At 73.7% G+C, this 19,939-nt stretch carries 18 protein-coding genes; 6 read left to right on the plus strand and 12 right to left on the minus strand.

Annotated features, from left to right (window positions below; genetic code table 11):
* Nucleotide 1: 1 nt before the first annotated feature.
* Entirely contained in the window at nucleotides 2–535 is a 534-nt protein-coding gene (locus ACZ50K_RS04425; RefSeq protein ID WP_468897350.1) for an Lrp/AsnC family transcriptional regulator, read from the minus strand.
* 60 nt (nucleotides 536–595) lie between these two features.
* Here ACZ50K_RS04425 and ACZ50K_RS04430 point away from each other — a divergent pair, with 60 nt between their 5' ends.
* Complete coding sequence (locus ACZ50K_RS04430; protein ID WP_468897353.1) at nucleotides 596–1,846, plus strand: trans-sulfuration enzyme family protein; 1,251 nt, start codon at nucleotides 596–598, stop codon at nucleotides 1,844–1,846.
* Here ACZ50K_RS04430 and ACZ50K_RS04435 read toward each other — a convergent pair.
* From ACZ50K_RS04435 to ACZ50K_RS04445, 3 genes are all read right to left on the minus strand, one after another.
* A complete protein-coding gene (locus tag ACZ50K_RS04435) occupies nucleotides 1,785–3,212 on the minus strand; it encodes a GNAT family N-acetyltransferase (RefSeq protein ID WP_468897356.1) in 1,428 nt (475 codons plus the stop codon). The two genes, ACZ50K_RS04430 and ACZ50K_RS04435, sit on opposite strands and share 62 nt — an antisense overlap.
* Nucleotides 3,213–3,472: 260 nt before the next feature.
* The gene (locus ACZ50K_RS04440; protein ID WP_468897358.1) at nucleotides 3,473–5,044 is read right to left on the minus strand and encodes an alkaline phosphatase D family protein; all 1,572 of its coding nucleotides are present in this window, start codon (nucleotides 5,042–5,044) and stop codon (nucleotides 3,473–3,475) included.
* An 89-nt stretch (nucleotides 5,045–5,133) separates the two neighbouring features.
* The gene (locus tag ACZ50K_RS04445; protein ID WP_468897362.1) at nucleotides 5,134–6,078 is read right to left on the minus strand and encodes an alpha/beta fold hydrolase; all 945 of its coding nucleotides are present in this window, start codon (nucleotides 6,076–6,078) and stop codon (nucleotides 5,134–5,136) included.
* Between the two features lie 289 nt (nucleotides 6,079–6,367).
* Between ACZ50K_RS04445 and ACZ50K_RS04450 the strand changes: the two genes are divergently transcribed.
* Nucleotides 6,368–7,129, plus strand: a complete 762-nt coding sequence (locus ACZ50K_RS04450) for a GntR family transcriptional regulator (RefSeq protein ID WP_468897366.1) — start codon at nucleotides 6,368–6,370, stop codon at nucleotides 7,127–7,129.
* A gap of 905 nt (nucleotides 7,130–8,034) precedes the next feature.
* On the opposite strand, the gene ACZ50K_RS04455 is transcribed toward ACZ50K_RS04450, so the two are convergent.
* From ACZ50K_RS04455 to ACZ50K_RS04465, 3 genes are all read right to left on the minus strand, one after another.
* Nucleotides 8,035–9,189: an ROK family transcriptional regulator gene (locus ACZ50K_RS04455; protein WP_468897369.1), complete on the minus strand. Its 1,155-nt coding sequence runs from the start codon at nucleotides 9,187–9,189 to the stop codon at nucleotides 8,035–8,037.
* An 82-nt stretch (nucleotides 9,190–9,271) separates the two neighbouring features.
* Complete coding sequence (locus tag ACZ50K_RS04460) at nucleotides 9,272–9,922, minus strand: response regulator transcription factor (RefSeq protein WP_468897372.1); 651 nt, start codon at nucleotides 9,920–9,922, stop codon at nucleotides 9,272–9,274.
* Nucleotides 9,923–9,926: 4 nt separating this feature from the next.
* Complete coding sequence (locus tag ACZ50K_RS04465) at nucleotides 9,927–11,108, minus strand: sensor histidine kinase (protein ID WP_468897374.1); 1,182 nt, start codon at nucleotides 11,106–11,108, stop codon at nucleotides 9,927–9,929.
* Nucleotides 11,109–11,216: 108 nt separating this feature from the next.
* Here ACZ50K_RS04465 and ACZ50K_RS04470 point away from each other — a divergent pair, with 108 nt between their 5' ends.
* The 3 genes from ACZ50K_RS04470 to ACZ50K_RS04480 are packed head-to-tail and all read left to right on the plus strand — an operon-like array spanning nucleotide 11,217 to nucleotide 13,382.
* Nucleotides 11,217–12,128 (plus strand): ATP-binding cassette domain-containing protein, encoded by a 912-nt coding sequence (locus ACZ50K_RS04470; RefSeq protein WP_468897377.1) that lies wholly within the window; start codon nucleotides 11,217–11,219, stop codon nucleotides 12,126–12,128.
* A 23-nt stretch (nucleotides 12,129–12,151) separates the two neighbouring features.
* Complete coding sequence (locus tag ACZ50K_RS04475) at nucleotides 12,152–12,904, plus strand: ABC transporter permease (protein ID WP_468897379.1); 753 nt, start codon at nucleotides 12,152–12,154, stop codon at nucleotides 12,902–12,904.
* A 40-nt stretch (nucleotides 12,905–12,944) separates the two neighbouring features.
* Complete coding sequence (locus tag ACZ50K_RS04480) at nucleotides 12,945–13,382, plus strand: hypothetical protein (RefSeq protein ID WP_468897382.1); 438 nt, start codon at nucleotides 12,945–12,947, stop codon at nucleotides 13,380–13,382.
* A 53-nt stretch (nucleotides 13,383–13,435) separates the two neighbouring features.
* Here ACZ50K_RS04480 and mug read toward each other — a convergent pair whose 3' ends face one another.
* The 5 genes from mug to ACZ50K_RS04505 form a co-directional block, all read right to left on the minus strand.
* Nucleotides 13,436–13,987: a G/U mismatch-specific DNA glycosylase gene (mug, locus tag ACZ50K_RS04485; protein ID WP_468898442.1), complete on the minus strand. Its 552-nt coding sequence runs from the start codon at nucleotides 13,985–13,987 to the stop codon at nucleotides 13,436–13,438.
* Nucleotides 13,984–15,417 (minus strand): adenylosuccinate lyase, encoded by a 1,434-nt coding sequence (gene purB / locus ACZ50K_RS04490; RefSeq protein WP_468897383.1) that lies wholly within the window; start codon nucleotides 15,415–15,417, stop codon nucleotides 13,984–13,986. The genes mug and purB overlap by 4 nt, the downstream gene beginning before the upstream one ends.
* Nucleotides 15,418–15,488: 71 nt before the next feature.
* A complete protein-coding gene (locus tag ACZ50K_RS04495) occupies nucleotides 15,489–16,265 on the minus strand; it encodes an SGNH/GDSL hydrolase family protein (protein ID WP_468897386.1) in 777 nt (258 codons plus the stop codon).
* 98 nt (nucleotides 16,266–16,363) lie between these two features.
* Complete coding sequence (locus tag ACZ50K_RS04500; RefSeq protein WP_468897388.1) at nucleotides 16,364–17,377, minus strand: hemolysin family protein; 1,014 nt, start codon at nucleotides 17,375–17,377, stop codon at nucleotides 16,364–16,366.
* A complete protein-coding gene (locus ACZ50K_RS04505; protein WP_468897390.1) occupies nucleotides 17,374–18,717 on the minus strand; it encodes a hemolysin family protein in 1,344 nt (447 codons plus the stop codon). Before ACZ50K_RS04505 ends, ACZ50K_RS04500 begins: the two co-directional genes overlap by 4 nt.
* A 217-nt stretch (nucleotides 18,718–18,934) precedes the next feature.
* Between ACZ50K_RS04505 and ACZ50K_RS04510 the strand changes: the two genes are divergently transcribed.
* Nucleotides 18,935–19,447, plus strand: a complete 513-nt coding sequence (locus ACZ50K_RS04510; protein ID WP_468897392.1) for a GNAT family N-acetyltransferase — start codon at nucleotides 18,935–18,937, stop codon at nucleotides 19,445–19,447.
* Nucleotides 19,448–19,939 lie beyond the last annotated feature (492 nt).

Genomic DNA, 19,939 nt, shown 5'->3' on the forward strand with positions numbered 1-19,939 from the left:
TTCATACGCGGGACGCGTCCGCGTCACCACCGTATTTGCCCGGGCGCCTGACATCCGCGGTGGCCGAGGGGGGCAGCAGGGGGCCGCAGTCCCACTCCTGGAAGATCAACCGGGTCTCCACCCGGGCGACTTCGCGGTGCGAGGTGAACTCGTCCAGGACCAGCCGCTGGAGTTCGGCGGGATCGGCGACGGCCACGTGCACCAGGTAGTCGTCCGGGCCGGTGAGGTGGAACAGGGCCCGGGAGGCGGGCAGCGCGCGCACCCGCTCCACGAACGGGCCGATGAGCTCGCGGCGGTGCGGCCGCACCTGCACCAGCAGCAGCGCCTCCAGTCCCCGGCCCAGCCGGGCCGGGTCCAGCCGGAGCCGGTGTCCGAGGACCACGCCGGAGCGGCGCAGCCGGGTCACCCGGTCCAGACAGGTGGAGGGCGCGACCCCGACCTCGGCGGCGAGATCGCGGTACGTCATCCGGGCATCGTTCTGCAGCAGGGTCAGGATCTGCAGATCCACCGGATCCAAAGCGACGGATTCGGACATTGCCCGAACGTAGCACGGCCCTTTTCCAACAGGATCGGTCGAAGGCCCACAGTACCGGCCATGGAGACGAACGCCCTGACCCCAAGACGGTCGCTGGCCACCGAAGCGGTGCACGCCGGACGCGATGACCTCGCCCGGCTCGGACTGCACGCGCCTCCGCTCGACCTGTCGACGACCTACCCGTCGTACGACAGCCGGGCGGAGGCTGCCCGTATCGACGAGTTCGCCACCACCGGGGCCCGGCCCGAGGGCCCCCCGGTCTACTCCCGGCTGGACAATCCGACCACCGCCCGCTTCGAGGAGGCCCTGGCCCGGCTGGAGGGCACCGAGAGCGCGGTGGCCTTCGCCAGCGGCATGGCCGCCCTGACCGCCACCCTGCTGGTCCGGGTCGGCGCCGGCCTGCGCCACGTGGTCGCCGTACGCCCGCTCTACGGATGCAGCGACCACCTGCTGACAAGTGGGCTGCTCGGCACCGAGGTCACCTGGGTGGACCCGGAGGGCATCGCCGGTGCCATCCGCCCGGACACCGGCCTGGTCATGATCGAGTCCCCGGCCAACCCCACCCTCGCCGAGATCGACCTGCGGGCCGCCGCCGAGGCCTGCGGCGAGGTCCCGCTCCTGGTCGACAACACCTTCGCCACCCCGGTGCTCCAGCGGCCCGTCGAACACGGCGCCCGACTGGTGCTGCACAGCGCCACCAAGTACCTGGGCGGCCACGGCGACGTCCTGGGCGGAGTGGTGGCCTGCGACGAGGACTTCGCCCGCAAGCTCCGCCAGGTCCGCTTCGCCACCGGCGGGGTCCTCCACCCGCTGGCCGGCTACCTGCTGCTGCGCGGCCTCGCCACCCTGCCCGTCCGGGTCCGGGCGGCCTCGGCCACCGCGGCGGAACTCGCCGGCCGGCTGGCGGCCGACCCACGGGTGGCCCGGGTGCACTACCCGCGGATCGGCGGCGCCATGGTCGCCTTCGAGACCGTCGGCGACCCGCACGCGGTCATCGGCGCCGTCCGACTGGTCACCCCGGCCGTCAGCCTGGGCAGCGTGGACTCGCTGATCCAGCACCCGGCCTCGATCAGCCACCGGATCGTCGCCGAGGGCGACCGCCGGGCCGCCGGGGTCAGCGAGCGGCTGCTGCGCATGTCGGTCGGACTGGAGGACGTCGAAGACCTCTGGGCCGACCTGGACCAGGCCCTCGACGCCGGCCACGCCGCCCCCGGCCGGTCGGCCACCGCCGCGACGTCCGCACAGCCGGTTACGGCCGCGGGGTCCGGTGCGGAAGGGTACGCGGGAGCTCGTACGCCGGTCGGGAGTTGACCGGGGTGCCGTCCAGCCGGGCGGTGATCACCAGGGTGCCCTCCTCGATCTGGTAGTCGAGGGGCAGCCCCAGCCCGCGCATGGCCGCCACCATCCCGGTGTTGGAGGCCTGGGTGACCGCGTACACGCTGTCGCACCCGGCCTCCACCGCCATGGCGATCAGCCGGCGCAGCAGTTCCGAACCGATCCCGCGGCGCTGCCAGTCGTCCTCGATCAGCAGTGCCACCTCGGTCTCGTCCCCGTCCCACAGCAGGTGCCCGAGGGCCACCAGCCGGCCGGAGCCGGTGGTGGCGGCCAGGGTCCGGCCGAACCGGGGGCTCAGCAGATGGCCGAGATAGCGGTCGGCGTCGGCCACCGGACCGTGGTAGCGCAGCGACAGGGTGCGGTCCGAGCAGCGCTCGTGCATGGCCACGGCGGCCGCCCGGTCCTCGGTGTCCGCCCGGCGGACGGTGATCTCGTTGCCCTCCGGCAGGGTCAGTACGTCCTGGCTGCGCGGCATCCGAGGCCCCAGCCGGGCGTCCAGCTCCACCAGCGCCCGGGCCCGGGCGAACTCGGTCGGGGTGAAGGGCAGATAGGGGCGCTCCACCGTGATCGCACCGCCCGAGGGGTCCCGCAGCCGCATCACGGTGGACTCCAGCACCCCCTCGACGGGCGCGTCGGCGGCCGCGTTGGGACGCCCCGACAGGGTGGTCGCGGGCAGCGAGTGGATGGTGCAGCGGCCCAGCAGCTGACGCAGCGCGAGCGGCAGCTCGGCGGCGTCCAGCGCGGTCCGGGTGGCCAGCCCGAGCAGCCGGGTCGGGGTGTCGACCAGGTCGTGGGCGTCGGCCCGCTCGATCCAGGTGCTGTGGCCGCCGGCCGTGGAGACCGCCCGGACCACCTCGGCGGAGGCCAGCTCCCGGGGGGTGCGCAGCAGGAACTCGTCCACCGTGCCGCCCTCGGGCAGCGGGTGGGTCTGGAGGGTCAGGATGTCCACCCGGTGCCGGGCGAGTGCGGTGCACAGGGCGGCCAGACTGCCCGGCTGGTCCCGCACGGTCGTCCGCATCCGCCACAGAGAGGTGGCTCCGGGGACGTCCGCGGGGACCGCGGTATCGGAGGGGGCGGTCGGCGCGGGCGGCGGCGCGTGACTGTTGCGGCGCGCCCACCAGGTGTGCACGGCGGTGGTGACCAGCAGGGCCACCGCCGAGGCGATCAGCATGACGGGGCCCTGCGGACCGCGGACCACGAGCTTGGCGATGGCGTCCGCGACCGCGACGGCGCAGAACAGGGCGGCGAGTTCGACGAGGTCACGGCGCCAGTGGTGGCGGTGGGCGGTGTGGGTGGAGTGGGCGCCGCGGGAGGCCTGGGCGGATCGATTCGGCTGTGTCATGCAACCACTGTCGCGAAGCGGTGTTGCGTGATCACGAACGTTCTGTGACCGACTGGTTAAGGATCCATCTGGCCGGTTTCGCCCGGTTTACCGGCCGGAAGCGGCGGGGTGCGTGCGTGGGCGATTGCGTGAGCGTGAGCGTGCGTGTGCGTGCGGCCCGGAACGGCCGGCGGGCGCCGGGGCGGCCCCGCCGGCGCGCTCCGGGCTGCGCGCCGGGCGGGCCGGGCTGCCCCGCCGCCGTCGTCGGCTCGCGCCCGCCGTCAGGCGGACTGGCCGACCCGGCCGGGCAGCAGCGTACGGCTGAAGAGCACCCCCTCACCCTCGGCCCGCAGCCGGACGGTCAGCTCCCCGCTGCCGGCGTCGATCTCCACCTCCCCGTAGTACGGCGGGTGCTCCGCCGGGGAGGCGTTCGCGAAGGGCGCCGAACGGACGTACTCCTGGCGCGGACCGAAGGTCGGGTCCAGCCGTCCGTGCGGGAAGCCGCCCGCCCCCACCGGGCCCGACACGAACTCCCAGAAGGGGGCGAAGTCGCCGAACGCCGCCCGCTCGGGGGCGTAGTGGTTGGCGGCCGTGTAGTGCACGTCCGCGGTCAGCCAGACGGTGCCGGTGATCCGGCGGTGCTTGACGAAGCGCAGCAGTTCGGCGATCTGGAGCTCGCGGCCGAGCGGCGCGCCCGGGTCGCCCTGGGCCACCGCCTCGAAGTCGGCGGTCCCGTCCGGGACGACGATGCCCAGCGGCATATCGGCGGCGATCACCTTCCAGGTGGCCCGGGAACGGGCGAGTTCCCGCTTGAGCCAGGCCAGTTGGGCGGGCCCGAGGATGCCGACCGGGTCCTCGCTCTGCCGGCCGGGGGAGTTGGCGTTGCGGTGGGTCCGCATGTCCAGCACGAACACGTCGAGCAGCGGACCGTGGTGGACCACCCGGTGGATCCGGCCGTCGGGGTTGTCCCGCAGGCCGGTGATCGGGAAGTACTCGCCGAAGGCGCGGCGGGCCCGCGCGGCCAGCAGGTCCACCTCCTTGACCGTGTAGCGGGGGTCGTCGAGGAGCTGGCCCGGGTACCAGTTGTTGCGGACCTCGTGGTCGTCCCACTGCGCGATCACCGGCACCTGCGCGTTGAAGGCCCGCAGCCCGCCGTCGAGCAGGTTGTAGCGGAAGTTCCCGCGGTACTCGGCGAGGGTCTCGGCGACCTTGGACTTCTCCTCGGTGGTGATGTTCCGCCAGACGCCGCCGTCGCGCAGCGGCACCTCCGCCTGGAGCGGGCCGTCGGCGTAGATCGTGTCCCCGCTGAAGAGGAAGAAGTCGGGGTCGCGCCGGCGCATCTCCTCGAAGACGCGGTAGCCGCCGCGATCGGGGTTGATGCCCCAGCCCTGGCCGGCCAGGTCCCCGGACCAGAGGAAGCGGACCCCGCGGCGGCGGGTGACCGGGGTGGTCCGGAAGGTGCCGTACGAGGGCTCGCCGGTGCGGCGGGGGTCCTCGGGGTCGGCGAGCAGCACCCGGTAGTGGATCTGCTGTCCCGGTGGCAGCCCGTGCAGGGCGGTGATCCCGGTGAAGTCGGTGGCCGGGCCCAGATAGGGGCCCGGATGACGGCGCACGGCGTAGCGGAAGGACTCGCTCGGCGAGGTCTCCACGTACATCCGGGCGGGGCGGTCCGAGCGGGTCCAGACCGTGGCGGAGAACGGGGTGATCTCGCCGGACTGGGTGCCCCAGGGCGCGCCCGGGCGGCCCGACCGGGCGAAGGCCGGCGCGGCGAGCAGCGCGGGGGCGGCGGGCAGGGCGAGGACGGCGGACGCGGCGAGGGAGCCGCGGAACAGGGACCGGCGGGTGTGCGGCATCGGTGCGCCTCCAGTGACGGGTCGGGCCAGTGTGCCGCCGGCACCCGGGCCCGCCCGCGTCCTCGACACGAACCGGCGATGAACAGCCGTCAGACTCTTGCGCCGTCGCTGTCGGCGGTGGTAGCGGACCCGGCCCCGCCGACGCGGCCGGTGCCGGAGGCGGAGTCAGGGGTGGCGGTGGTGGTGTTGGCGGTGCGGGCGGTGCGGGCGGTGGTGTCGAGGATCACCCGGGCGACGAGCGCCGGATCGTCCGGCATCGGCACATGACCGCAGCCGCCCAGCCGGACCAGCCGGGCGTCCGGCAGGGCCCGCTTGGCCCGGATCCCCTGGCGGGGCACCAGCAGCCGGTCCCGGTCACCCCAGGCGACGGTGACCGGCAGCCCGGGCACGTCCGCGGTGAAGCGGACCGAACCCCCGGCGGCCAGGGTCGGGTCGAAGCCGGTGGCCCCGCGCAGGGCGATCGTCTCCGCGACCACGTCCTCGGGGGAGCGCCGGGTCGGCCGGGCGTAGATGCTCCCGGTGAGCGCGGCCCGGCCGGCCGCGGTGCGGGCCAGCCGCTCCACGACGGGCATCGGCATCGCCTTCGCCCCGGCGCGCATGGTCCGCAGCACGGTGAAGGCGTAGCGGCGCTCCGGCTCGGACCAGAACCCGGCCGGGGACAGCGCGGTCACCGAGCGGACCAGGCCGCGCCGGCCGAGTTCGAGGGCCAGCAGCCCGCCGAGCGAGTTCCCGGCGACGTGCGGGCGCTCGACCCCGAGGGCCGCGCACAGCGAGGCCAGCCCGGCCGTGACCGTGCCGAGGTCGTACGGGGTGCCCTCCGGCAGCGGCTCCGAGGCGCCGAACCCGGGCAGGTCGACGGCGATCACGTCGTGCGAGGCGGCCAGGATCGCGTCGACCGGATGCCAGGCCTGGCGGCGGTGGCCGATCCCGTGGAGGAGCAGCAGCGGTTCGCCGGAGCCCTTCCGCTCGTAGCGGGCGGTGGCCGGGCGGGGGCCGAGCGGGGTGTCGACGGTGAAGGTGACCGTGGCGGCCATGCTGCTCCTCTGCTCACTGCGCGCGTCGCGAGATCGGGCGTCGGCCATGCCTGCCGCAATGCCCACCCCTATGGCTACCGCTCGGTAGGGCCGGTCGGCAAGAGCCCCGCAGGCCTCGGCGACCTCCGAGAACATCCCGTGAACGGCTTGATACGTATGCCCGATCTGCCCGGCAAAGGTATGAGGATTGGTCTTGACCAAGGGATTGCGCCGTCTTATGGTCACAGGGATAGTGCAGGAACCTTTAATAAACAAAGGCGCGAAACGCAGGCGCGAACGAGGAGTCAGGGTGGGGACCACGCAGCTCGAAACGGTGCCGGAGCCGAAGTACTGGCACCTCAAGACCGTGCTCAGCGAGGCGCTCGATCAGGACTTCGCCGTGGGCGAGGTGCTGCCCAACGAGCGTGAGCTCGCGGCGCGTTTCGGGGTCGCCCGGGCCACCCTGCGGCAGGCCCTCGAACAGCTGGAGCTCGAAGGCCGGCTGCAGCGCCGCCGCGGCGTCGGCACCACCGTGGCCCCGCCGCGCGTGGGCGTCGCCGTCGGCAGCCACCGGCACGCCTGGCCCGGCGAGACCGCCGACGGCTGGCAGCCGGTGGACGCCACCGAGGGGCTCCCCGGCGCGGCCGTCGCCAAGCTGCTCGGCATCCGCGCCGACGAGACGGTGCACACCGTCCGCCGGACCCGGGTCACCCAGGGACAGGCCGTCGCGGCCGAGCTGCTGCACGTCCCGGCCTCCTCGGTGCCCGGCCTCTCCGCCATCGACGCACCCGCCGGCCCGGCCCGCGCCCGCGCCATCCTGCGCGAACTCCAGCGCGTGGAGCTGGAGGGCCAGGACCGCGCCGTGGAGCTCGGCTCCGCCCGCGCCGACGACGCCAAGGAACTCGACCGCCTGCCGGGCGCCCCCGTGCTGCTGGTCACCACCCGCTTCATCGCCGCCTCCGGCACCGCCGCCGTCTCGGTCGCCACCTACCGCGCCGACACCTGCCGCCTCACCTTCGGAGACTCGGGCGACGTGGAAATATCCCACCACCACCCCCGAGTAGCCTCCTGACCCCACCCACCCCACCCCCGAGCCGAAGCCCCGTCAGACCGGCCGCGAGCCGGACGTCAGGCGCGAGCCCCGGAGCAGGCGGGTGGGCCCAGCCTTGAGCCGACAGCCAGGCCCGGAGCAGGCAGCCAGGCGCTGACCGAGAGCGGGGCGTCAGCAGCGAGCCACGCCCGGCTGACCAGGCGTAGGCCTCGGGCCGATGTCCAGGCGTCGACCCGGAGTAGCCGGGCAGGCACCAACCCGCCCGGCGCGTCGCCCCAAAGCCGGGCGTCAGACGCGAGCCCGAGCCGACGGCCAGGCACAGGCACAGGCCCGGAGCCGAACGCCAGGTGCAGCCCCGGAGCAGGCGGCTGGGCGCCGACCGAGAGTCGCCCTGTCAGGCGCGAGCCCGATCCGGTGCGTCAGGGCCGCCCCCGAGCCGGACGTCAGGCGCGAGCCCGAGCCGGTGGTCAAGCACAGCCGTTGGCCGACGGCGAGGGGCCGGGCCCGGAGCAGCCGGTCAGGCGCAAGCCGGAACCGGCGGGCCAGGCGTCGAACCGGAGCCGGACGTCAGGCGCCCGAGCCCGAGCCGACGGCCAGGCGCAGTCCGTGAGGCCATGGCCAGGCGCAAGCCCAGAGCAGGCGGGCAGGCACGGGGCCGACCCGGTGGGCCGGGCGCTGGCGCGGAGCGCGTGGGCAGCTGCTAGCCCGGGGCCGGCGGTCAGGCTCAGGTCTTGAGCCGGCGTCCGGGCGCACGCCCGGTGCGGGCGCCAGGTGCTGGTCGAGAGCCCGGCGTCAGGCGCGAGCCCGAGTCGGCGGCCAGGTGCCCCGCGGTGAGGTGCGGGCCGGGGCACCGAGGGTTCGGCGAGGGTGCCCCGTGGCCGGAGGCCGGTTGGTTCGTCCGTGGCGCGGGGGAGGCCGCGGCCGGGTCAGTGGCGCGCGGTGACCGTCTTCTCCACGGCGAACAGCTCCGCCTCCGCCTGGTCCAGCGCCAGCCGCAGCGCCCCGGTGGCCACCGCGGCCTCGCCCAGCAGGGACAGCGCCACCCGCGGCGGCCGCAGGCAGTACCGCTCCAGCTCCCGCCGCAGCGGCTCCAGTACGTCGTCCAGCCCGGCCGCCCAGCCGCCGACCACGACCAGCTCCGGATCCATCGCCAGGACCAGCGCGGCCACATCGTGCACCAGCCGCTGGACGAACCGCTCCAGGGCGGCCATCGCCTGTTCCTCGCCCCGCCGGGCCCGCGCGAACACCTGGGCAACGGCCTGCTCGTCCAGCGGATGCAGAGGTTCGCCCGTGGTGGACAGCAGCCGCTCCGGGGTGGCCTCCCGGCCCAGCAGGTGCAGGGCGCCGATCTCGCCCGCCGCCCCGCCGTACCCCCGGTGCAGCCGGCCGCCGATCAGCGAACCGGCGCCGGGACTCAGGCCCGCCATCACGAACACCATGTCGTCGGTGTCCCGGGCGGACCCCTTCCAGTGCTCGCCGACCGCCGCCGCGTTCGCGTCGTTCTCCACCTGCACGGGGCAGCGGAAGGAACGCCGCAGACGCTCCCCGAGGGGGAACCCGGTCCAGCCCGGCAGGGCCGTGCCCAGCCGCACCGTCCCGTCCGCCTGGACGATTCCGGGACTGGCCACTCCCACCGCGCGCAGCGAATCCCGGGGGACCCCGGCCCGCCGCAGCAGGTCGGCCACCGTGGCCCGGACCTTCTCCAGCCGCTCATCCGCCGTGGCGGATTCCGCGACCTCCTTGGTGCCGGCGCCGATCACCCGCCCGTCCAGCCCCGACAGCAGTGCCGCGACCCGGTGCGAACCGATCTCGATGCCCAGCAGATGCCCGGCCTCGGCACGGAAGCGGAACTTCCGGGCGGGCCGGCCCTGCCGGCGGGCGCCCTCGTCCGCGGAGGCCTCCACCACCAGTCCGGTGCCGATGAGTCCTTCGACGACCCCCTCGACGGTCGGCCGGGACAGCCCGGTCACCCTCGTGAGGTCGGTGAGGGTCGGCGCGTCGGCCGCGCGCAGCGCACGCAGCACCACCGCGGAATTGATCCGCCTGAGCAGAGAGGGATCCCCGCCGGTCAGCTGCCCCAACGTGTGTCCTCCCAGCTAGCGAGCCTGTCAGCCGGATCGTACTGGTCCGCGGGGACAACAGCGAGAAGCGGCCCCCCTCGGCTCAGCCCGGGGCGACGAATCCCGACTCGTACGCCGCGATCACCGCCTGTGTCCGGTCCCGTGCTCCCAGCTTCGACAGCACCGCGCTCACATGAGATTTCACCGTCTCGGTGCCGACGAACATCTCGCCCGCGATCTCGGCGTTGGTCAGCCCGCGCGCCATCAGACGCAGTACCGCCTCCTCCCGCTCGGTCAGCGCGGCCCGCTCCAGTGCCGCCCGCGCCTTGCTGTTCCCGTACTCGCTGGCCATCGATCGCACCGCGGCGGGGAAGAGCAGGCTCTCGCCCTCCGCGACCAGCCGGACCGCGTTCACGATCTCCGTCGGCCGGGCCCGCTTGAGCAGGAAACCGTCCGCCCCCGCCCGCAGCGCCCGGTACACGTACTCGTCGTTCTCGAAGGTGGTGACCACCAGGATCTTCGGCGGGGCGTCGACGGTCCTCAGGACGGCCTTGGTCGCCTCGATCCCGTCCATCAGCGGCATCCGCACATCCATCGCCACCACGTCCGGGCGCAGTTGACGAACCAGTGGGATGACCGCCGCCCCGTCGGCGGCCTCCCCGACCACCTCGATATCGGGCTGGGCGTCGAGCACGGCACGCAGACCCGCGCGCACCAGGGGTTCGTCGTCGACGAGAAGTACGGTAACCGGCATCCGGTCAGCGTATGCCGTCCAGCGGAAGCCGTACGCGCACCCGCCAGCTGCCCCCGGACGGACCGGAGTCGGCGGTCCCGCCCAGCAGCGCGGCCCGCTCCCGGATCCCCCGCAGCCCGGTTCCGCCACGGCCCTCTCCGAGTCCTGTCCCGCCTTCCGGGAGCGGGTTCACCACCTCCAGATCCAGTCCTCCTTCCGTCATCTCCACCCGCACCCGGACGGGCACCGGGCCGGAATGCCGCAACACGTTCGTGAGCGCCTCCTGGAGGATCCGGTACGCCTCCCGGGTGACGGGACCCGGCAACGACTCCAGTGGTCCGCGCAGTTCGGCGTCCACCAGGGCTCCCGAGGCCCGAGTGGAGTCGAGCAGTCGGCCCGCGTCGACCAGGGTGGGCCGCTGCGAGGGGCGCGACCCGCTGTCCCGGAGGACGGCCAGCACCCGCTCCAGGTCCTCAAGCGCCGCCCGGCCCGTCTCCTCGATCGCGCACAAGGCCCGGTCGGTGAACTCCGGATCGCCGGCCGCCCGCGCCGCCCCGGCCTGCACCACCGCCACCGTCAGTGCGTGCCCGATCGTGTCGTGCAGCTCCCGGGCGATCCGGGTGCGCTCCAGCAGTTGCTCCGTCCTGACCTCCAGCGCCGTCATCCGCTCCGCGGCCGAGGGGCCCAGCAGCCTGGTCGCCAAGGCGGTGATGACCAGGCCGAGCAGATGCACGGAAAGGATCAGCAGCACTACCGGCACCGGCACCAGCAGCGCGGCCGCCCAGCGCGGCGGGACCACCGGGAGGGCCACGTCCCCGCGGAGCGGCTCGCCGGCCGCCGTGGTGATCAGCTCGACCGTGAACATCGGCAGCCAGACCGTCGCCAGGAGCGCCAGGAAGGAGATGCCCAGCCGTATCTCCAACCACAGCACGGTCCGCCAGCGGTCTCCCCAGCGACGGGAGGCCTTCGTCGATATGGCGCTGTCCTCCTCGCCCCGCTCGTGCGGGGTGAGCAGGAACTGGGCCTGCAACCCCTCCGCCGTCCGAACCCAGGGGATCAGACCGAACGGAGCGATGAAGAGCGCGGGCGCCCAGGGGACCTCGGGCTCGATGAACATCCAGATCGCGACGATGAGCACGGGCACGCACAAGTGCAGCCATCGGGTGTACGTGACCGGGCGGAACGGGACTCGGAGCAGCTGGTACATGTCCACATCGTGGCACCGCGGCCACCGCCGCCGTCTCCCCCGCGTGGGGGAGACGATCCCCCCGCACGGGGGAGGAGCAAGGGTGGGGCGGACGGCCAACCTTGAGGCATGAACAGCATCGAGATCCGCCGACTGACCAAGGCATACGGAACCAACCGAGCCGTGGACGACCTGAGTTTCGACGTACAGCCCGGCCGGGTCACCGGCTTCCTCGGGCCGAACGGCGCCGGCAAGTCCACCACGATGCGCCTGCTGTTGGGTCTGGACCGGGCGACCTCCGGCACGGCCACCATCGGCGGCCGCCCCTTCACCGAGTTCACCGAGCCGCTGCACCAGGTCGGCGCCCTGCTCGACGCCCAGTCGGCGCACAGCGGCCGGACCGGCCGGAACCACCTCCGCGCCCTGGCCGCCGCCAACCGGATCCCGGCCCGCCGGGTGGAGGAGGTCCTGGAGGAGGCGGGTATGGCCGCTGCGGCCGGCCGCCGCATCAAGACCTACTCGCTGGGGATGCGGCAGAGACTCGGTATCGCCGCGGCCCTGCTCGGCGATCCTGGTGTGCTGCTGCTGGACGAGCCGACCAACGGCCTCGACCCCGAGGGCATCATCTGGATCCGAGCGTTGATGCGCGGACTCGCGGACCAGGGCAGAACCGTCCTGGTGTCCAGCCACCTGATGTCCGAGACGGCGGCCTCCGTCGACCACCTGGTGGTGCTGGGCCGGGGCAGGCTGCTCGCCGACACCTCGATGGAGGCCTTCATCGACGAGCGGAGCACCGCCCGGGTGCGGCTGCGCACATCCGACCCGATTCGTCTGCGGGCCGGCCTGGCCCGACAGGGGCTGGCCCTGGTCGAGGCGCCGGAAGGCCGGTGGACGGTCGACGGGGTGCGCGCCGAGCAGATCGGCGCGCTCGCCGCCCGCGAAGGCATACCGATGTCCGAACTCTCCGACGAGCGCAGCTCACTGGAGCAGGCCTACCTCGACATCACCGCCGAACACGCCGAGTTCGTCGGCACCCGCTGAACCCTGACGAAAGGCTCCACCCCATGTCTCTCACCGCCCTCCCCACCCGACCCGTCCTGCACGCGGAATGGATCAAGATACGGTCGCTGCGCGGCACCCTGGGCTCGCTGATCGCCGTGTTCGTCGTGACCGTCGGCATCCAGACCTTCACCGCCTCGGCCATCGGCACCGCGGAGGAGGGGAGCATGGGAGACGACCGTCTGCTCGCGGCCTATTACGCGCTCAACTTCGGGCAGATCGCGGCCATGGCCTTCGGGGTGAACGCCTTCTCCAGCGAGTTCCACAACGACGCGCTGCGGGTGACTCTGACCGCGGTGCCCGACCGCAGCCGCTTCTACCTGTCGAAGGTGCTGATGCTGGCGAGCCTCGGCCTGCTGGTGGGCCAGCTCACCGCCCTCGCCACCTTCCTCGCCGGCCAGGCCTACATGGGGCAGTACGCCATAGCCCTCGGAGACGAGGGAGCCGTCCGCTCCATCGTCGGCTGCGGGATCTATCTGATGCTGATGACCCTCTTCGCCGCCGGGATCACGGCCATGCTGCGCAGCGGCATGGTGGCGCTCACCCTCCTCATACCCTTCTTCCTCATCGTGTCCTTCGTCATCGCCGCGAAGTCCAGCGGGCTCGCGCAGTACCTGCCCGACCGGGCCGGCCAGGTCGTGATGCGGGCCGAGCCCAACGGAGTCCTCGGGCCCTGGACCGGACTGGGGGTCATGGCGCTCTGGGCACTGGCCGCCCTGATCGGCGGCTGGCTGGCGGTCCGACGCCGGGACGCGTGACACCACACCAGATGTCAGTGGCGGCCGGAATACTGACGGCATGACCACGGCAGACCATCTGGAGACGATCGACCGGCTCCGGACCCTGGAGTTCCCCGAGGTCCGGAACCGGTCCGGGCAGATCGTCAGCGGCCCCGGCTACCACCTCGCCGAGCTCGGCGGGAGCCGCTGCTACGGGGACGAGGACCGGGCGGACCGGCTCGCCGGCGAGGACCAGGTCCGGGCGGAACACGACGCGCTGGCCGAGCGCCTGGCGGACCGCTGGGGGACCCCCGACGTCTTCAGCCTGGCCGGGTTGCTGGAGCGGCTGGCGGCGGGGGAGGAGATCGAGGAGCCCTGGCGGGAGCTGTGCGCTGTCACCGGACACATCGAGCTCTGGCGGGCCCCCGGCCGCTGGGTGGCCCTCTGTACCGCCCAATGGGGAGCCGACCACTCCCCGCAACTCCTCCTCGCCGTCACCGAGGTCGACCCACCCTGAGGGCGGGCCTGCCCGAGGCCGGAGGGCACTGCGCCCGGCCTCCGGCTCCGCTCTCAGGCGGCGGGGTCGTCGGCTTCCGCCGCCAGACGGAGGCGGGCGTACTCCTCGGCCATGGTGTCGGCGGTCCAGTGGGCGTTGAGCCCGCTGGGGTTGGGCAGGGCCCAGATCCGAGTGGAGCCGATGGTGCGCTCCTGCTCGCCGATGGCGGCGCGGCGGTCGCCGAAAGCCGTCCGGTAGGCGGTCACACCGACCACCGCCAGCCATCGCGGGCGGAGCAGTTCCACTTTGGCGGTCAGGATCCGGCCGCCCTCGCGGAACTCCTCGGCCGACAGCTCGTCGGCCCGGGCGGTGGCCCGCGCCACCACGTTGGTGAGGCCCAGCCCGTGTTCGAGGAGCTCCTCCTGCTCGGCCGGGGCCAGCCGGCGGGGCGTGAACCCCGAAAGGTGCAGGACAGGCCAGAAGCGATTGCCGGGGCGGGCGAAATGATGGCCCGTGGCGGCGGAGAGGAGACCCGGGTTGATCCCGCAGAACAGCACACGCAGACCGCCCGCGACCACATCCGGGAGGAGGCGGTCACGGGCGGCGTCGAGCTGCTCGGGAGTCAGAGGATCGACCCCGGCGCGTACCCGGCAGCCTCCGGGTGCTGCTTGGTGATCTCCTCGATCCGGGCGATCACCGCGGCGACCTGGTCGCCGGCCGCACCGGTGAAGGAGAGCTTGTCGGCCATCAGCGCGTCCAGCTGCGCCAGGTCCAGCGGGATCCGCTCGTCCTCGGCCAGCTTGGCCAGCAGCTCGTTGCGGTCGGCGCCCTGCTCGCGCATCGCCAGGGCGGAGGCCACCGCGTGCTCCTTGATGGCCTCGTGGGCGACCTCGCGGCCGACCCCGGCACGGACCGCGCCCATCAGCACCTTGGTGGTGGCGAGGAAGGGCAGGTAGCGGTCCAGCTCACGGGCCACGACCGCCGGGAAGGCGCCGAACTCGTCGAGCACCGTCAGGAAGGTCTCCAGCAGGCCGTCGAAGGCGAAGAAGGCGTCCGGCAGGGCCACCCGGCGCACCACGGAGCAGGACACGTCGCCCTCGTTCCACTGGTCGCCCGCCAGTTCGCCGGTCATCGAGGCGTAGCCGCGCAGGATGACCATCAGGCCGTTCACACGCTCGCAGGAGCGGGTGTTCATCTTGTGCGGCATCGCGGAGGAACCGACCTGGCCGGGCTTGAAGCCCTCGGTGACCAGCTCGTGGCCGGCCATCAGCCGGATGGTCTTGGCGATCGAGGACGGGGCGGCGGCCAGCTGCACCAGGGCGGTGGTCACGTCGTAGTCCAGCGAACGGGGGTAGACCTGGCCGACGGAGGTGAAGGCCTGACCGAAGCCGAGGTGGGCGGCGATCCGCTGCTCCAGGTCGGCGAGCTTGGCGGCGTCGCCGCCAAGCAGGTCCAGCATGTCCTGGGCGGTGCCGACCGGGCCCTTGATCCCGCGCAGCGGGTAGCGGCCCAGCAGGTCCTCCAGGCGGCCGTAGGCGACGAGGAGCTCGTCGGCGGCCGTCGCGAACCGCTTGCCCAGGGTGGTCGCCTGCGCGGCCACGTTGTGCGACCGGCCGGCCATGACCAGCTCGGCGTACTCGCCGGACAGCTTGCCCAGCCGGGCCAGGACCGCGACCGTGCGGTCCCGGGCCAGCTCCAGGGAGAGGCGGATCTGGAGCTGCTCGACGTTCTCGGTCAGGTCCCGCGAGGTCATGCCCTTGTGGACGTGCTCGTGTCCGGCGAGGGCGTTGAACTCCTCGATCCGGGCCTTCACGTCATGCCGGGTGACCTTCTCGCGCTCGGCGATGGAGGCCAGGTCGACCTGCTCCAGGACGCTCTCGTAGTCGGCCAGGGCGGCGTCCGGGACCTCGATGCCGAGGTCCTTCTGGGCGTGCAGCACGGCGAGCCAGAGCCGCCGCTCCAGGGTCACCTTGTACTCGGGGGACCACAGGACGGCGAGCTCCGGGGAAGCGTAGCGGCCGGCCAGGACATTGGGGATGCGGGGCTTGGCAGTCACGTGAAGGGATTCTACTGGCCGCCGAGCTGTGGGTTTACGCAGGTCCGGGCCCCACCGCCGGTTGTGGAATGCTACGAGCCGGAGGAGTACGGCAGCAGCTCGGGGCGCTTGGCCGGGCGGCCGTCCCCGGAGGAGCGGCCGGTGAGCCGGCGCCCTATCCACGGCAGCAGGTGCTGCCGGGCGAACCGCAGGTCCTCGGCCCTGCGCAGCGTCCAGCCCGGGGGCAGGGAGGCCGGGAGCTCCGCCCGCCAGTCCTCGGCCGGTTCCAGTCCCAGGGCCTGCCAGACGGCCTCCGCCACCCGGCGGTGCCCCTCCGCGGTCAGGTGCAGCCGGTCCACGTCCCATATCCGGGGATCGGCGAGCACCGGAGCCCCGTACAGGTCCACCAGCAGTGCGCCGTGCCGGGCGGCCAGCTCCTCAAGGATGGTGAAGAGCTCCTCCATCCGCGGGCGGAAGCGCTCCATCACCGGGCCGTTGCGGCCGGGGGAGCGCATCAGGACCAGCTGCCCGCAGGCCGGGGTCAGCCGTTCCACGGCCTCCTCCAGGTGCCCGCGGACCCGCCCCATGTCCACCTTGGGGCGGAGGGTGTCGTTCAGCCCGCCGACCAGGGTGACCAGATCGGCTCCCATCGCGGCCGCCGGGCCCACCTGCTCCCCGGTGATCTGGGCGATCAGCTTGCCCCGTACGGCGAGGTTGGCGTACCGGAAGTCCGGCTCCCGGGCGGCGAGGCGGGCGGCGAGCAGATCGGCCCAGCCGCGGTAGGAGCCGTCCGGCAGTCCGTCGGACATCCCCTCGGTGAAGGAGTCGCCGACCGCGACAAAACTGGTGTAAGACGCATTCATCTCCATGGCGGGAGCGATGCTACCGCGCGGTCGGCCCCACGGCACGGCCCGGGACGGGTGCCGGCCCGGTGCCGGCCCGGTGTGGGTGCGGGCGTCGGGACCGGTCAGGCCGGGCGGCCGAAGAGCTCCCGGAGCACGTCCTCCATGGTGACCAGACCGGTCATGGCGTCGTCCGCGCCGCGCACCGCCGCCAGATGGGTCCGGTTGTGGCGCATCGCCGTCAGCACGTCGTCCAGCGGGGTCTCGGCCCGCACCTGGGCGATGGGCCGCAGCGCCGACACCGGGAACGGCTCGTCCCGGGCCGGCGCGTCCAGCGCGTCCTTGACGTGCAGGTACCCCAGGATCTTCCGCTGCCCGTCGAGGACCGGGAACCGGGAGTACCCGGAGGTCGCCGAGAGCCGCTCCAGCTCCTCCGGGGTGATCCCCACCCGGGCCGGCACCACCCGGCTGGCCGGCAGCACCACGTCCGTCACCGGCCTGCGGCCCAGCTCCAGCGCGTCGTGCAGCCGCTCGCTGGCCCGGTCGTCGAGCAGCCCGGCCTCACTGGAGTCCTTCACCATCCGGGCCAGCTCGTCGTCCGAGAAGCTCGACACCACCTCGTCCTTGGCCTCCACCCGCAGCAGCCGCAGCAGGGTGTTCGCGAAGGCGTTGATCGCGAAGATCACCGGCCGCAGCGCCCGGGTCAGGGTCACCAGCGGCGGCCCCAGCGCCAGCGCGGTCCGCACCGGCTCGGCCAGCGCCACGTTCTTCGGCACCATCTCGCCGAACAGCATGTGCAGATAGGTGGCCAGGGCCAGCGCCACCACGAAGGAGATCGCGTGGATCAGCCCGCCCGGCACCCGCACCGCCTCCAGCAGCGGACTCAGCAGATGGGCGATGGCCGGCTCGGCGACCACGCCCAGCACCAGGGTGCACAGGGTGATGCCCAGCTGGGCCGCCGCCATCAGCGCCGACAGGTGCTCCAGCCCCCACAGCACGCTGCGGGCCCGCCGGTCGCCCTGCTCGGCGTACGGTTCGATCTGGCTGCGGCGGACCGAGATCAGCGCGAACTCCGCGCCGACGAAGAAGGCGTTCACCAGCAGGGTGGCCAGACCGATCAGCAGCTGGACGGCGGTCATCGGGCGTCCTCCGCGGTGCCGGGCCCGGCGGGCGCTCCGAGCGGGGCGTGCAGCAGGACCCGGGCGGCCCGCCGGCCGGAGGCGTCGACCACGACCAGATGCCAGCCGCCCAGTTCCACACTGTCGTCCACGGACGGGATCCGGCCCAGTTCGGTGGCCATCAGCCCGGCCAGGGTCTCGTACGGGCCGTCCGGCACCCGCAGGCCGATCCGCTCCAACTGGTCGGTGCGCGCGGCGCCGTCCGCGGAGTAGAGCAGCCGGCCCGCCGGGTCCGTACCGGCCGGGGCCAGATCGGAGGTCTCGTGCGGGTCGTGCTCGTCGCGGACCTCGCCGACCACCTCCTCGACGATGTCCTCCAGGGTGGCCACCCCGGCCGTGCCGCCGTACTCGTCGATGACCACGGCCATCGTCTGGCGGCCCGACAGCCGGTCCAGCAGCCGGTCCACGGTCAGCGACTCCGGGACCAGGAGGGGCTCGCGGAGCAGTCGGTCGACCGGATAGCGGTGGCGTTCGTCGGCCGGCAGGGCCAGTACGTCCTTGATGTGGACCGTGCCGACCACCGTGTCCAGGCTGCCCCGGTACACCGGGAACCGGGACAGGCCGGTGGCCATGGTCGCGTTCGCCACGTCCTCGGCGGTGGTCCGCACGTCCAGGGCGGTCACCTGGACCCGCGGGGTCATCACGTTCTCGGCGGTCAGATCGGCCAGGTTCAGCGTCCGGACGAACAGCTCCGCGGTGTCCTTCTCCAGTGCGCCGGCCTTGGCCGAGTGCCGGGCCAGCGCCACCAGCTCCTGCGGGGTCCTGGCCGAGGCCAGCTCCTCGGCGGGCTCCAGGCCGAACCGGCGGACCATGTGGTTCGCGGTGGTGTTGAGATGGCCGATCAGCGGGCCGAAAGCCCGGCTGAACACCCGTTGCAGGGTCGCCACCCGCTTGGCCACCGCCAGCGGGGAGGAGATCGCCCAGTTCTTGGGCACCAGCTCGCCGACCACCATCAGGACCACCGTCGACAGCGCGGTGCCCAGCACCAGGGCGGTGGTGGAGGCGGCGCCCGCGGACAGCCCGAGGGCTTCGAACGGGCCCTGCAGCAGGGCGGCGATCGAGGGCTTGGCGATCATGCCGATCACCAGGCCGGTGACGGTGATGCCGAGCTGGGCGCCGGACAACTGGAAGGTCAGACTTCGGACGGCGGTCAGGGCGCTGTCCGCGCCGCGCTCGCCGCGCTCCACGGCGCGTTCGAGCTCGCCGCGCTCGACGGTGGTCAGCGAGAACTCGGCCGCGACGAACACGCCGCAGGCCAGGCAGAGCAGCAGGGCCAGGAGGAGCAGGAGCACTTCGGTCATCGGGTCACCTCCGTCCAATGATCAACCACGCGGGGCGGTGACGCGCGGTGGTCGGCGAATCGGGGCTTGTTACGGGGCCGGGCGGGGCAGGCACGGTCGGTCGGTCGGTCGGTCGGCCGGGCGGGTCGGGTCGGGTCGGTGTGAGTCGGACCGCCGTCCGTTCCGGCAGGTGGAAAGCGGTGGCGGGGCGGGGAAGGGCCGTGCTTGGCTTCCGGCCATGATCGAACAGCAGATGGCCGGGGCCGGGATACGGCTGAGGACCGCCGTGGCGGGCGACGCGGAGGCGGTGCTCCGGTTCTGGCGGGAAGCGGCCGAGGGGACGTCGATCACCGATGACGTGGCCGGGGTGACCGGCCTGATCGGGCGCGACCCCGAAGCGCTGATCCTCGCCGTGGATGGGTTCGGGGCAGGGGCAGGGGCCGGGTACGGGTACGGGGACGAGGTCGACGGGCGGATCGTCGGCTCGGTGATCGCCGGCTTCGACGGATGGCGCTGCTCGCTGTACCGGCTGGCGGTGCTGCCCGCGTGCCGGCGGCAGGGCATCGCCACCTTGCTGCTGGAGGCGGCCGAACGGCGGTTCCTGGCGGTCGGCGGTCGGCGCGGGGACGCGATGGTCCTGGAGGCGAACGAACGCGCCCGGCGGGCCTGGGCCGCGGCCGGGTACGAGCGGGAGGAGCGGTGGCGGCGCTGGGTGAAGCCGTTCCCCGGCGAGGCCGGCACCAACGGCTGAGCCAGCCCGGGCCGGGCGGGCCCCGGCCCGGCTGGCATTCGGGTAGGCCATGGCCTCGGGCGGCCCCGGGGCGCGCGGGCCGGCTCCGGCCCGGGGCGCCGGCAGCCCGCCGTAGACCGGCCGGCCGCGCCGGCCCCCGGGCGAGGCAGGCGGTCGCCCCGGGCCTTGCGCCCCAGCCCGTCCTCGCCGTCGCCGGAGTGAGAGCCGGCCGGTGGCCGGCGAAGGCTGAGGGAGGGCGGGCGCTGTGGACCTGGCCGCCGCGCCTCCCGTCGCCCGGGCTGGGCCCCGGACGTCGCTGGCCCAGTCCCGTGCTCGGCGCGTGCCGTCGGCCGTGCACCGGCCTCAGCTGTTTCCCGGCCTTGGCTGCCGTACGGCCCCTGGGCCCCTCGGCGCTTCGCGCCTGACAGCGCCCGGCCTGGGCCCCGGCCCGGGCGTCGCGCCCGCGGTTGCCTGGATCCGGCCAAGGGCTCCAACCGGCCCGGGGCGCGGGCA

Source organism: Streptomyces sp. NPDC033845, assembly GCF_055576225.1.

Excerpts from the sequence above, each read along its gene's own strand:
- ACZ50K_RS04495 (WP_468897386.1), bottom strand. The coding sequence starts at position 16,265 with ATGGAGATGAATGCGTCTTACACCAGTTTTGTCGCGGTCGGCGACTCC.
- ACZ50K_RS04510 (WP_468897392.1), top strand. The coding sequence starts at position 18,935 with ATGATCGAACAGCAGATGGCCGGGGCCGGGATACGGCTGAGGACCGCC.
- ACZ50K_RS04425 (WP_468897350.1), bottom strand. The coding sequence starts at position 535 with ATGTCCGAATCCGTCGCTTTGGATCCGGTGGATCTGCAGATCCTGACC.
- ACZ50K_RS04445 (WP_468897362.1), bottom strand. The coding sequence starts at position 6,078 with ATGGCCGCCACGGTCACCTTCACCGTCGACACCCCGCTCGGCCCCCGC.
- ACZ50K_RS04500 (WP_468897388.1), bottom strand. The coding sequence starts at position 17,377 with ATGACCGCCGTCCAGCTGCTGATCGGTCTGGCCACCCTGCTGGTGAAC.
- ACZ50K_RS04480 (WP_468897382.1), top strand. The coding sequence starts at position 12,945 with ATGACCACGGCAGACCATCTGGAGACGATCGACCGGCTCCGGACCCTG.
- ACZ50K_RS04475 (WP_468897379.1), top strand. The coding sequence starts at position 12,152 with ATGTCTCTCACCGCCCTCCCCACCCGACCCGTCCTGCACGCGGAATGG.
- ACZ50K_RS04435 (WP_468897356.1), bottom strand. The coding sequence starts at position 3,212 with ATGACACAGCCGAATCGATCCGCCCAGGCCTCCCGCGGCGCCCACTCC.
- ACZ50K_RS04440 (WP_468897358.1), bottom strand. The coding sequence starts at position 5,044 with ATGCCGCACACCCGCCGGTCCCTGTTCCGCGGCTCCCTCGCCGCGTCC.
- ACZ50K_RS04460 (WP_468897372.1), bottom strand. The coding sequence starts at position 9,922 with ATGCCGGTTACCGTACTTCTCGTCGACGACGAACCCCTGGTGCGCGCG.
- ACZ50K_RS04465 (WP_468897374.1), bottom strand. The coding sequence starts at position 11,108 with ATGTACCAGCTGCTCCGAGTCCCGTTCCGCCCGGTCACGTACACCCGA.
- ACZ50K_RS04430 (WP_468897353.1), top strand. The coding sequence starts at position 596 with ATGGAGACGAACGCCCTGACCCCAAGACGGTCGCTGGCCACCGAAGCG.
- ACZ50K_RS04505 (WP_468897390.1), bottom strand. The coding sequence starts at position 18,717 with ATGACCGAAGTGCTCCTGCTCCTCCTGGCCCTGCTGCTCTGCCTGGCC.
- ACZ50K_RS04470 (WP_468897377.1), top strand. The coding sequence starts at position 11,217 with ATGAACAGCATCGAGATCCGCCGACTGACCAAGGCATACGGAACCAAC.